This is a genomic window from Burkholderia sp. ABCPW 14 (assembly GCF_001523835.1).
Classification (GTDB): Bacteria; Pseudomonadota; Gammaproteobacteria; order Burkholderiales; family Burkholderiaceae; genus Burkholderia; species Burkholderia mayonis.
Map to the genome: position 1 here is coordinate 1 of NZ_LOVS01000159.1, position 11,104 is coordinate 11,104.

11 protein-coding genes and 1 pseudogene are annotated in these 11,104 nt (G+C 65.7%); 5 read left to right on the forward strand and 7 right to left on the reverse strand.

Annotated elements, in window-relative coordinates; genetic code table 11:
• Positions 1-111 (forward strand): annotated as a pseudogene (locus tag WS62_RS36950) (IS5/IS1182 family transposase); the annotation flags it as partial.
• Positions 112-582: 471 nt separating this feature from the next.
• Here WS62_RS36950 and WS62_RS37640 read toward each other — a convergent pair.
• Genes WS62_RS37640 through WS62_RS25670 form a run of 7 tightly spaced genes read right to left on the reverse strand, consistent with a single transcriptional unit; the run spans position 583 to position 4,836 of the window.
• Entirely contained in the window at positions 583-783 is a 201-nt protein-coding gene (locus tag WS62_RS37640; RefSeq protein WP_066576887.1) for a hypothetical protein, read from the reverse strand.
• The gene (locus WS62_RS25645; RefSeq protein WP_066576889.1) at positions 746-1,513 is read right to left on the reverse strand and encodes a type III secretion system protein; all 768 of its coding nucleotides are present in this window, start codon (positions 1,511-1,513) and stop codon (positions 746-748) included. The genes WS62_RS37640 and WS62_RS25645 overlap by 38 nt, the downstream gene beginning before the upstream one ends.
• Positions 1,482-2,069: a type III secretion apparatus protein OrgA/MxiK gene (locus WS62_RS25650; protein WP_066576891.1), complete on the reverse strand. Its 588-nt coding sequence runs from the start codon at positions 2,067-2,069 to the stop codon at positions 1,482-1,484. Before WS62_RS25650 ends, WS62_RS25645 begins: the two co-directional genes overlap by 32 nt.
• Positions 2,066-2,941 (reverse strand): type III secretion system inner membrane ring lipoprotein SctJ, encoded by an 876-nt coding sequence (sctJ, locus tag WS62_RS25655; protein ID WP_066576894.1) that lies wholly within the window; start codon positions 2,939-2,941, stop codon positions 2,066-2,068. The genes WS62_RS25650 and sctJ overlap by 4 nt, the downstream gene beginning before the upstream one ends.
• A 4-nt stretch (positions 2,942-2,945) precedes the next feature.
• Positions 2,946-3,248 (reverse strand): type III secretion system inner rod subunit SctI, encoded by a 303-nt coding sequence (sctI, locus tag WS62_RS25660; protein WP_066490223.1) that lies wholly within the window; start codon positions 3,246-3,248, stop codon positions 2,946-2,948.
• A gap of 59 nt (positions 3,249-3,307) precedes the next feature.
• On the reverse strand, positions 3,308-3,577 hold the full coding sequence (locus WS62_RS25665; RefSeq protein WP_066576897.1) for a type III secretion system needle complex protein: 270 nt from the start codon (positions 3,575-3,577) through the stop codon (positions 3,308-3,310).
• A complete protein-coding gene (locus WS62_RS25670) occupies positions 3,574-4,836 on the reverse strand; it encodes a PrgH/EprH family type III secretion apparatus protein (RefSeq protein ID WP_066576902.1) in 1,263 nt (420 codons plus the stop codon). The genes WS62_RS25665 and WS62_RS25670 overlap by 4 nt, the downstream gene beginning before the upstream one ends.
• 486 nt (positions 4,837-5,322) lie before the next feature.
• On the opposite strand from WS62_RS25670, the gene WS62_RS25675 reads away from it, so the two are divergent.
• The 4 genes from WS62_RS25675 to bsaQ are packed head-to-tail and all read left to right on the forward strand — an operon-like array spanning position 5,323 to position 11,100.
• The gene (locus WS62_RS25675) at positions 5,323-5,988 is read left to right on the forward strand and encodes a helix-turn-helix domain-containing protein (protein ID WP_066576903.1); all 666 of its coding nucleotides are present in this window, start codon (positions 5,323-5,325) and stop codon (positions 5,986-5,988) included.
• A gap of 13 nt (positions 5,989-6,001) precedes the next feature.
• Positions 6,002-7,855 (forward strand): type III secretion system outer membrane ring subunit SctC, encoded by a 1,854-nt coding sequence (gene sctC, locus WS62_RS25680; protein ID WP_066576905.1) that lies wholly within the window; start codon positions 6,002-6,004, stop codon positions 7,853-7,855.
• The gene (sctW, locus tag WS62_RS25685; RefSeq protein ID WP_066576907.1) at positions 7,852-8,985 is read left to right on the forward strand and encodes a type III secretion system gatekeeper subunit SctW; all 1,134 of its coding nucleotides are present in this window, start codon (positions 7,852-7,854) and stop codon (positions 8,983-8,985) included. The genes sctC and sctW overlap by 4 nt, the downstream gene beginning before the upstream one ends.
• 42 nt (positions 8,986-9,027) lie before the next feature.
• Positions 9,028-11,100: a SctV family type III secretion system export apparatus subunit BsaQ gene (gene bsaQ, locus WS62_RS25690; protein ID WP_066576913.1), complete on the forward strand. Its 2,073-nt coding sequence runs from the start codon at positions 9,028-9,030 to the stop codon at positions 11,098-11,100.
• The last annotated feature ends 4 nt before the right edge of the window (positions 11,101-11,104 follow it).

Below are 11,104 nucleotides of genomic sequence, written 5' to 3' on the forward strand. Positions count from 1 at the left end.
TTTCGACGGCTCAAGATTCGTTACGAACGCTATGCTCATGTTCACGAGGCCTTCATGTCTCTGGCTTGCGCTTTGATTTGCTGGACGCGTCTAAAGTCTCTGTTTAACTAATTTCGCAACAGCTTCTTATACAGGCGAGGTGCATTGGATTTGTGTGCAATTTGCACGATATCAATTGGAGATCGCGACTGAAAAGCGATCGGGGGCTTGAGGGAGTGAGCGCGCGATAGGGCGACGGTTGCCTGAATCGACTGGCGGATGGGCACGCGTGCCCGAGCATCCAAAGTGTGTCGGCACCGATGACGTATCGTCGCTACATGGATAAATGATGCACGACGGCAGTCTTGACGAGCGACGCGTGTGACGAGCCTTGCTACGTTGCTATGTCGCAGCGGTATCGTGAAGCGCATACGCGAATGTGACGCGGCAGGGAAAGCATGCATCGCATGCGCGCGCGGCGGCGATTCGCGGCTGCCGCCGCCTCGCGAAATTACTGATCATCCGGATGAACGTCTGGCGGTCAACGCGTTGTGCGCGCGTGCTCGTCAGCGCGCGGCTGTCGAGCGGAGGCTGCGCATACATTCACCAGTTGCCGTTGCCGTCGAACGTTGGGCAGGCGCTCGGGTCGTCGGGATCGGGAAACATCACTTTTTGTTTGAAGTCGTCGATCAGCCACTGGTTCATGATTTCGTCGAGCGACACCGGTGATGTCGGCGTGTCGCGTTCCGTCGATTCGCGAACGTTTTCAATTGGCGTGTGGGTCGTGGCTTGCAGGGGCATCATTGCATGGTTCCTGTTCGGTTGAAGTGAGGGGGGAAACGGAGGCGTCGTCGATCGCGGCGGCATCGCGCTGCTCGAATCGGCGCAATGCGTCGATCACTGCCCGCTGCGCGAGCGTATCGTCGTCGGTCCGAGCCGCCGCGCGACATGCGGCGAGCGCCGCTTCGCTTAGCTCACGCGCGATATCGCGCGGATCGAATTCGAAAATGTCCTCGTCGGATTCGACAACGAATGAGCGCGTATCGGCAAGGACGATTTGCACCGACGGATACGCGCCGCTTAGCCGCTCGCGTATTGCGGGCGCGATTCGGGCCGCGCGCGCCGGTACCAATACACGCAGCGGACGGTCGACCGCGCACACGCGGCGGCTTTCGAGTGCGTCGACGATGCGCAGCAGTAAATCCGGATCGTCGAGCAGGCCTTCGAGCGAGTGACGGACGTCGTCGGCGCCGCGTTCGAGTAGCGTCGTCCTTTGCACGTTGATCCGCTCGAGGCAATCGACGACTTCCGCGATCGCGCGTGCGAATCCCGCTTCGTAGCCTGCTGTTGCGGCGCGAGTGCGCGATGCCTGCACGTCGCGTTCGGCGTCGCGCACGAGAAGTTGCGTGCGGCGCTTCGCTTCGTCGAGCAATCGTTCGGCGCGCGCTGCTTGCGATAGCGGTGCGCGCTTGAGCAGCACGCCGGCGAGCGGCGCGAGCGTGTCAGGAAACTGGCGCGGGGTCGAGAAGCGCATGGTTCACCGCGAAGGAGAAGAGCGTGGAGGGGCAGACGGTGCAAGTGTTGTCGCGAGCGCCGTCCAGTTCGTTGGCAAGGCGTGCCGCATGCGGGCGCGCAAACAGGAGCGGAAGACGCTGACGCAGTGCGCGCGGCGCGTTGCGTAGCGCGGCCGCGATGCACGCAGCGCCGGCGGCGATGATCGCGTCGTCGTCCGGGAGGCCGGTGCACTCGGCTTTCGGCACGGCCGCGTGCGGCACGCAAAGAAAGCGCTGGCTCGACGGATCGAGGTGCACGTATCGCCCGTGCTCGACGAGCGCCGCGCGCAGCCGCTGCACGCCGATCAGGAACGCGATGCGCGGCAGGCGTACCCAATGATCGATGCAGGTCCGCGCGAGCGGTACGTCGTGCAAATCAAAATCGATCGCCGTGTCAAGGTGATAGCGGTCGATCATCCATTGATTCGCGATGTCGGCTGGCACGCGCGCGAGATCGACGCCGTCGGCCGTTCGATGATCCGGGTGCGCATAGACGAACGGGCCGTATATCACGTGCAGCAACGCATGCGGATTCATCGGCGGCGCTCCTGTGGATCGTCACGATCTGTATAAGTCGCGTCTGGCGAGTCGGCACCGGCGGCTGTCTCGGCAGCGCCGGGTGTATCTGGCACGTCGGGCTCGACCGGTCCGTCGGGTTCGATGCGCGTGGTCGTGCATGCCGACGCGTCGCGCGTGGCGATGCGTCGGCGGCGAAGGTAGACGAGTCCGCACGCGGCCGCCGCCGCGAGCGCGGCTGGAATTGCGGCGAGCCAATAGAGCCAGACAATGCCCTTGTGTGCTGCGGGCTTTGTCGGTGCGCCGCGGAAGAGCGGCGGTGTGCGATATAGGATCACCGAGATGTCGTCGTAGTCGATGTTCGTGAAGCTGTTTTTCACGAATCGCTTTGCTTCGCTGACGAGGATGTCTTCGTTGACGGCGTTGCGATAGGTGAGGAGCGCCGCGACGTGAATCCGGGCGTCGGCTTTGCCGCTATCGGACGGTTTGAGCGGATAGCTGATTTGCACGCGCGCACTGACGACGTTCTGCAGCGCGGCGAGATTCTGTTCGAGGCGCTGCTCGATGGCGGACAGCAGGCGTGCTTGCTCGGCCTGTGGCGATGCGACGAGCGAGTCGGCCGGAAACGCCTGCGCGATCTGCACGCGCGCCTGCGACGGCAGGTTGTATTGCCGCAGCAGATCGACGGCCGTCGGAAAGTCGGCCTGCTCGACGCTGACCGCGTAGCCGGTCTTGCCGAGGTCCTCCTTGCGCACGGCGAGATTGTGCGCCTGGAGCACCGCGACGACGTCGTTCGCCTGCGGCTCGGTCAGGTTCTTCAGCAACTCCTGCTGTTCGCATGCGGCGAGCAGCAGCAGCGCGGGCAGCAGCGAGAAAGAGACGAATCGCTTCATCGCGTCATTGCGCCTTGACGAGCGTCTCCACCGCCGAGACGGCCTTGCGCGCGAGCGTGCTCGCGAGCGAGACGTAGATGTTGTAGTCGGACAGCTCGGTCTGCAGCGCGATCAGTTTCTCCGGATGCGCGAAGTCGACCGGATCGGCGAGCCGCGACTCGATGCTCGCTTTCGCGACGTTCGACTTGTCGTTCGCATCGGCGAGCGTTTGCTTCAGGATCGCGTCGAGCGTCGCCGGTCGGTCGGGCGATTCGATTTCGCTGAGCGACGGCGGCGCGGACACGGCATGCGGGTTCGTGATGTTCATGATCGTTCGGACCGGAGCGGCGCGGCGCGCGCCGCGTCGTCCCGGAGAGGCCTTGAGGGTTAGCGGAAGTTCGAGACGATCGACGAATCGATGTCCTTCATCGATTTGACCGCGCTGCTCTGCGCGTTCCGATACAGGTTGTACTCGGACATGATCATCTGGTAGTTCGCGAGCGCTGTCGGATCGCTCGGGTTTTTCGTTAGCGCCTCCTGAGCGTCCTTCAACTGCTGGTTCAGATCTATCACGCCGGTGTCGAACGCGCGGCCGATGCCGGTCAGGTAGCCTGACCACTCGTAGTCGCCCAGCAATGGGGTCGGGGAATTGCTCATCGGAAATGTGCTCCTTCCAGGGGTTGCGGGAAATACCAGGACGCGTGATCGAGCAGCACGTAGCCGTCGCCGCCTTCCCGATAGGATTTGCCCTTCAGCCAGTCGGTGCGCAGCGCGATCTTGAAGTCGACGCGGCGCGTGCCCCACTTGTGGCCGAACGAGCGCATGAGGTTCTGCAACGCGGCGAGCTCCTCGTCGCCGAACGACGTCGCCACTTCGAACGTCGCGCCGTCGCGCCGCGCGAGCAGCCGGTAGCGCGCGCCCACCTTGTCGAGCGCGTTGCGCGCTTCCTGCTCGATCGCGCCGAGACTCGCGTCGATCACGCGGACCTCCTGCGCGTACGGCGCCGCGCGCCGCAGCTCGCGCACCGCGCGCTCGCGCGCGGCGGCGGGCAGACGGTCGGTGACGATCAGCTCGGGGCGCTCGGGCGCGTCGAGACGCACGGTCACGAAATCGATGCCGGCTTCATCGAGCCGCCCCTCGATCCGTCGCCGCTCCGCGCCGATCGCGGCGACCTCGACCTTGTCCGGCAGCGCCGCCTTCAGCAGCGCCTCGCGATCCCATTCGGCGCCGTCCTGCGACGCGCTCAGCACGTAGATCCGGCCGTCGTCGCCCGGCAGGATCGCGTTGCGCGCGGGCGCGCCCGCCAGCACGCCGTTTACGCTCGCGATCTTCTGCGTGCCGACGTGGCGTTGCACCTGCCAGTACGTGAGCGCCGCGAGGGTGGCTCCCACGACGAGCAAGGCGCCCAGCTTGAGCGCGAAGCGCGACGCGCGGTCGCCGGGCTCGGCTGCGGCGTCAGGCGGCTGCGGGTCGGGCCGCGGCGCATAGTGCGCGACCGCGTCGCTCCAGTCGTCGTCCTCGCGCTTCACCGCGAACGCGACATCGCCGGCGCGGCAGACGGTGTTGAATGCCGCGTATTGCGTGGCGCTACCGTCCACGGATAGAAAATCGACTTCGAAATCGCAGCGTGCGGCGGCATCGGTTTCCGTGATTTGCGTCGCCCGTTCGGATAACGGAGGAAAACGCAAACGAAAATTCGGTGAACCGGATCGATGCGGGATATACAGCGTATCGACCGCGCGCTCCAGATAATGATCGGCCTGATTGTCGGATTTCACGGCCAGACGATCGTCGACCACGTTTTCGCCGACACAGAAAAATATTTCGTTCGACGGAATCGAAATATCCGAGCCGAACAGCGGGCCGAACAGGATTCGGAGCTGCAGGATTTCACGTCCGGAATCTGGTGTATTCATCTCTGCGATTTTTCAGAATGGCCTGGGCGATAAATGGTCCGATTAGGGATGTATCGTTCGATTAATCGATTCCGTTTCCGTCGATATGCAGCTGGATAATCGGATTCGAACGGGGCGGCCGTGCCGATCGGGCGCTTCGCTGGCGGGCCGGAATCCGGATCGATGGATGGAATGTACCGCCGGATGGCCTTCCTCGCCATGAATGACCCTGAATATTCCTGAATGAAAATATGAAAGAAGATTATGGCTGGATGAATTGATATGATTCTCGTGAGATTTTATAAATACCGGATTTTTCGCTTGATCGAAATTTGACGCCTGATTAATATGCATTTCCGGAAGGGCGGCGAAATATCATTCAGGCGGTTCGCGGCCAATATCGAGGAGTGCGCGATGGCCAATCGATTCAATAAATTCGATTGCGTGGTGGTTCCACCCGGAAAATTTAGATCATTTACGGGGCCGGTAATCAGGCTCATCAAGGCGGTGACGGAAATCGCGAAACTGGACGCATCGTTCGGCGCGACGTCTCACGCCGTTTCGATCGATAAAAATCGATCGGCGCTGATTATTGGGGCCGGTCAATTCAGAATCGTGTCGCACGAAGGCGCATGGCGTTTTCATGAAGTGCCGTTATTCGAGGCGGCCAAATTGCTCGCTTTTCTGGAAAGCTGTGCGAAACCGAATGGGGCTGGCCGGGAATATCGCGCGAGCGCTTCGGATGGCGCGGTGATCGACGCGCCCGGCGATCTGAGCATCTGGAAATTCGATCGCTGGCTGATCGCCCGCGTGATGGGCGCGCCGGACGACGCCGATCCGCTGCTCGCGTTCCTGCGCGCGCAGGAGAGCTACGGGCTCGTGCGTTTTCTGCTGCGCGAGCGCGCGAGCCCGCAGCCCGTCGCCACGCTCGCCGCGCGCTATGGCGTGTCGGAGCCGCACTTTCGCCGGCTGTGCCGGCAGGCGCTCGGCCGCGGCCTCAAGCGCGAGCTTCGGCAATGGCGGGCCGCGCAGGCGGTGCTCGAGGTCGTCGAGAGTCGCGACAGCATGACCGAGGTCGCGATGAGCAACGGTTTTGCGTCGTCGTCCCACTTCTCTAGAGAAATCAAGGACTTGTTCGGCATTTCGCCGTGCCAGTTCCGCCGCAGGACATGAGGAACCCGAACCGATGATGAACGCCGACACGGCCAGACGACAGGCAGCCGCGCTCGCCGCATGGCTGCTGATGACGGGCGCGGCGCTCGCCGCGCCGACCGACGAGGCGCCGCCCGCCGACGCAGGCGGGCCGCCCGTGCTGCTCGACGCGGCGGACGGCGGCGCGCGCGCGGCGGCGCAACTGGCGAGCGCGCCGCAAGACGAGCGCCACTTCGTCGCGAACGACGCGAGCATCAGCGTGCTGCTCAACGCGCTGTCGGGCAGGCTGCACAAGCCGATCGTCGCGAGCGAGAAGGTGCGCCGCAAGCACGTGACGGGCGAGTTCGATCTTGCCCGGCCGCGCGCGCTCCTCGCGCAACTGGGCGAATCGATGTCGCTGCTCTGGTACGACGACGGCGCGTCGATTTACATCTACGACAATTCGGAGATCAAGAACGCGGTCGTGTCGATGCGCCATGCGACCGTGCGCAACCTGCGCGACTTCATCCGGCAGACGCGGCTCTACGATCCGCGCTTTCCGGTGCGCGGCGACGATCTGAGCAACACGTTCTACGTGACGGGCGCGCCCGTCTACGTGAATCTCGTCGCCGCCGCCGCACGCTATCTCGACGAAGTGCGCTCGAGCGAGGCGAGTGACAAGGAGGTCGTCCGGGTCGTGCAGCTTCACAACAGTTTCGTCGTCGATCGCCAGTACACGCTGCGCGACAAGCAGGTCGACATTCCGGGCATGGCGACCGTGCTCGGCCGGATCTTCGGCCCGGCGCGGCCGGGCGCGCCGGCGACGCCGCCCGTCGCATCCGTCGATGCGGCGGCGCGCGGCGGCGCGTCGGGCGTATCCGCCAAGACCGCGTTCTCGCTCGCCGACGCGCTGCCCGCGCCGCTCGGTGCGAACGGCGCGAACGCGATGAACGCGACGAACCCGGTGGACGCCGCGGCGGCGAGGGCCGCGGCGGGCGGCTTCGCGTTGCCCGCGTCGGACGGCGTGCGCGCGGTCGCGTATCCGGACACGAACAGCGTGATCCTCGTGGGCCGCCTCGACAAGGTGCAGGACATGGAGGCGCTGATCCGCTCGCTCGACGTCGAGAAGCGGCAGATCGAGCTGTCGCTGTGGATCATCGACATCAGGAAGAGCCGGCTCGACCAACTGGGCATCGACTGGCAGGGCGCGCTCAACGCGCCCGGCATCGGCGTCGGCTTCAACAATCGCGGCGGCAACGTGACGACGCTCGACGGCACGAAGTTCCTCGCGTCGGTCGCGGCGCTCAGCCAGACGGGCGACGCAACGGTGATTTCGCGGCCGATCGTGCTCACGCAGGAGAACGTGCCGGCGACATTCGACAGCAACCAGACGTTCTACGCGAAGCTGATCGGCGAGCGCGCGGTGCAGCTCGAACGCGTGACCTACGGCACGCTCGTCAACGTGCTGCCTCGGCTCACGCGCGACGCGTCGCAGGTCGAGATGATCGTCGACATCGAGGACGGCAACACCGACGGCGCGACGAGCGACGGCCGGATCGTCATCGACAACAACTCGATGCCGCTCGTCAACCGCACGGAGATCAACACGGTCGCGCGCGTGCCGCACGAGCTGAGCCTGCTCATCGGCGGCAACACGCGCGACGACGTGACGCGCCGCACGTTCCGGATTCCCGGGCTCGCGAGCATCCCGCTGATCGGCGGGCTGTTTCGCGGACATTCGGACCGGCACGAGCAGGTCGTGCGCGTGTTCCTGATCCAGCCGAAGCTGCTGCGCGCGGGCGCGGCCTGGCCCGACGGCCAGCCGTGGGAATCCGGCGATCCGTCGGACAACGCGACGCTGCGCGCGACCGTGCAGATGCTCAAACCCTACATGGACGATCAGTCATGAGCTCGATCATCGGCGGCGCACCGGCCGCGCGGCGCGGCTTTTCGGGCGACGGCGCCGGCACGGCGAACCGGCTCGACGCGGAGCCGTCGCTCGACGAGGCGCCGCAGGCGTCGGCCGCGGGCGCGGCCGGTGTGCAGACGCAGCTCGAAGGGGAGGCGGCGAGCGCCGCCGCGCAGTTCGGCCGGTTTCGCGCGTCGGAGCGCAAAGGGCGTCGCAGCGACGATCTCGAACGGATTCTCGACACCGACGCCGACGAGAAGCTCGACGAGCTCGCCGCGCTGCTCGGCCGCCAGACATCGCCCGACGGCCACGCGACGCGCGGCCGCGCGGACCTCGCGGCGCTGCTGCGCGAGGCGCGCGAGCGCTTTCGCGACGAAAGCGATCTGCTGCTCGCGCTGCGCGAGCTGCGCAGGCGGCGCCGGCTCGACGGCGAGGCTGTCGACGTGGTCGAGCGCGCGATCGAGGAACTGCTCGCGGGCGACGGCAACAAGCGAATCAAGGCGGGCATCAACGCGGCGCTGAAGGCGAAGGTGTTCGGTGCGCGGATGCACCTCGATCCGCGCCGGCTGCGCGAGCTGTACCGGCAGTTCCTCGAGTTCGACGGTTCGTATCTCGTCGTCTACGAAGACTGGATCGAGCAGTTCGGCGCGAACCGGCGCAAGCGGATCCTCGATTACGTGAGCGCCGCGCTGTCGTACGACATGCAGTCGCACGACCCGAGCTGCGGTTGCGCGGCCGAGTTCGGGCCGCTCCTCGGCACGCTGAATCACGCGCGGATGCTGGCGTCGGCCGACGAGCTGTTCGTCGGCGGGCTGCTCGACGACGCGCTCGCGCGCGATTGCGGGCTCACCGAGGAGCGTGCGCTCGCGGCGATGCTGGGCGGCCTGCAGCGGCCGTTCTCGGTCGCCGACGTGCTGCTGCGCACGCTCGGCGATCTGCTCGAGCCGCTCGCGGCCGAGCGCCGCTCGCAACTGCTGCAGCTCGCGCTGCGCGCGTTCGCGGGCGTGCCGATCGCGCTCTACGGCGACGCCGACGCGCGCCGCGCGGCGCTCGGCGCGCTCGAGGACCTGATCGGCGCGACGTACGCGCGCGAGCGGCGGCAGGCGCGCCCGCGCGCCGACGCCGGCTGACGCGCGCCACGCAGCGCTCTCCATTCAATCCGCTCGATAGCCATGCTGAAGAATCTCCTGATCAAGGCCCAAGCGCGCCCCGAACTGATCGTCCTGTGCCTGATGGTGCTCGTGATCGCGATGCTGATCGTGCCGCTGCCGCCGTACGTGCTCGATTTCCTGATCGGCTTCAACATCGTGACGGCGCTGCTCGTGTTCATGGGCTCGTTCTACATCGTCAACATTCTCGAATTCTCGACGTTTCCGTCGATCCTGCTGATCACGACGCTGTTCCGGCTCGCGCTGTCGATCAGCACGAGCCGGATGATCCTGCTCACGGCCGAGGGCGGCAAGATCATTACGACGTTCGGGCAGTTCGTGATCGGCGACAACCTCGTCGTGGGCTTCGTCGTGTTCGTGATCGTCACGATCGTGCAGTTCATCGTGATCACGAAGGGCTCGGAGCGCGTCGCCGAGGTGGCGGCCCGCTTTTCGCTCGACGCGATGCCCGGCAAGCAGATGAGCATCGACGCCGACCTGCGCGCCGGCATCATCGACAACGAAGGCGTGAAGGCGCGCCGCTCGGCGCTCGAGCGCGAGAGCCAGCTCTACGGCTCGTTCGACGGCGCGATGAAGTTCATCAAGGGCGATGCGATCGCGAGCATCATCGTCATCTTCGTGAACCTGATCGGCGGCATCTCGGTCGGCGTGATGCAGCACGGCATGTCGGTGTCCGACGCGCTCACGACGTACACGATCCTAACGATCGGCGACGGTCTCGTCGCGCAGATTCCGGCGCTCCTGATCGCGATCGGCGCGGGCTTCGTCGTCACCCGCGTGAGCGGCTCGGGCAACAACCTCGGCGCGAACATCGTCGGCGAGCTGTTCTCGAACCCGTTCGTGCTCATCGTCACGGCCGTGCTCGCGCTCGCCATCGGCCTGTTGCCGGGTTTCCCGCTCGTCGTCTTCCTGATGATCGCGCTCGCGCTCGGCGCGCTGTACGTGCGCCGCGAATGGCGCAAGCCGGGCGAGCCCGCGCGCGAAGGCGGGCTCGTCGGGAAGGTCGCGGGCGCGCTGTCGGGCGGCGGCGCGGCGAAGCCCGCCGACGCCGCCGCGGACGACGTTGACATCGACAAGCTGATTCCGGAGACGGTGCCGCTGATGCTGATGGTGCCCGAAGCGGTAAAGCCGATGTTCGAGCAGGAAGGCGTGATCGGCGCGTTCAGGCGGCGCGCGTTCGTCGACATGGGGCTGCGCCTGCCCGACATCCGCGTCGCGTATTCGCCGCAGATGCACCCGCGCGAGGCGATCGTGCTCATCAACGAGATCCGCGCGGCGACATTCTCGATCTGCTTCGACCGGCACCGCGTGATCGGCTCGACGCTCGCGCTCGAAGGGCTGTCCGTCGACGTCGTGCAACTGCCGGACGGCGCGGGCGGCGATGCGTGGTGGGTGCCGGTGTCGCAGACCGACGCGCTCGCGAAGATGGACGTGCTCACGCGCCCGGCGATCGACGACCTGTACGGGCAGTTTCTCGCGGTGATGCTGAGCAACGTGTCGGAGTTCTTCGGCGTGCAGGAGGCGAAGCGCCTCCTCGACGACATGGACCGCAAGTATCCGGAGCTCATCAAGGAGAGCTACCGGCACATCTCGGTGCAGCGGATCGCCGAGGTGTTCCAGCGCCTGCTCGCCGAGAAGATCTCGATCCGCAACATGAAGCTGATTCTCGAATCGCTCGCGCAATGGGGGCCGAAGGAGAAGGACTCGATCCTGCTCGTCGAGCACGTGCGCGCGGCGCTCGCGCGCTACATCTCGAACCGCTTCGCGGCCGGCGGCAAGCTGCGCGCGCTCGTGCTGTCCGCCGAGTTCGAGGACGCGGTCGGCAAGGGCGTTCGGCAGACCTCGGGCGGCGCGTATCTGAATCTGGAACCCGCGACGAGCGAGCAACTGCTCGATCGGCTCGCGATCGAGCTCGCGCGCGCCGGCTTCTCGCAGCGCGACATGGTGCTGCTCGCGTCGATGGAAATCAGGCGTTTCGTCAAGCGGCTGATCGAGAGCCGCTTTCCGGAGCTGGAGGTGCTGTCGTTCGGCGAGGTCGCCGACAGCGTCGCAATCGATGTGTTGAAGACGATCTAAGGAG

Coding starts and splice junctions, on each gene's coding strand:
- WS62_RS37640 (WP_066576887.1), bottom strand. CDS start 783: ATGATGCCCCTGCAAGCCACGACCCACACGCCAATTGAAAACGTTCGC.
- bsaQ (WP_066576913.1), top strand. CDS start 9,028: ATGCTGAAGAATCTCCTGATCAAGGCCCAAGCGCGCCCCGAACTGATC.
- WS62_RS25650 (WP_066576891.1), bottom strand. CDS start 2,069: ATGAATCCGCATGCGTTGCTGCACGTGATATACGGCCCGTTCGTCTAT.
- sctJ (WP_066576894.1), bottom strand. CDS start 2,941: ATGAAGCGATTCGTCTCTTTCTCGCTGCTGCCCGCGCTGCTGCTGCTC.
- sctI (WP_066490223.1), bottom strand. CDS start 3,248: ATGAACATCACGAACCCGCATGCCGTGTCCGCGCCGCCGTCGCTCAGC.
- WS62_RS25670 (WP_066576902.1), bottom strand. CDS start 4,836: ATGAATACACCAGATTCCGGACGTGAAATCCTGCAGCTCCGAATCCTG.
- WS62_RS25645 (WP_066576889.1), bottom strand. CDS start 1,513: ATGCGCTTCTCGACCCCGCGCCAGTTTCCTGACACGCTCGCGCCGCTC.
- WS62_RS25665 (WP_066576897.1), bottom strand. CDS start 3,577: ATGAGCAATTCCCCGACCCCATTGCTGGGCGACTACGAGTGGTCAGGC.
- sctC (WP_066576905.1), top strand. CDS start 6,002: ATGATGAACGCCGACACGGCCAGACGACAGGCAGCCGCGCTCGCCGCA.
- sctW (WP_066576907.1), top strand. CDS start 7,852: ATGAGCTCGATCATCGGCGGCGCACCGGCCGCGCGGCGCGGCTTTTCG.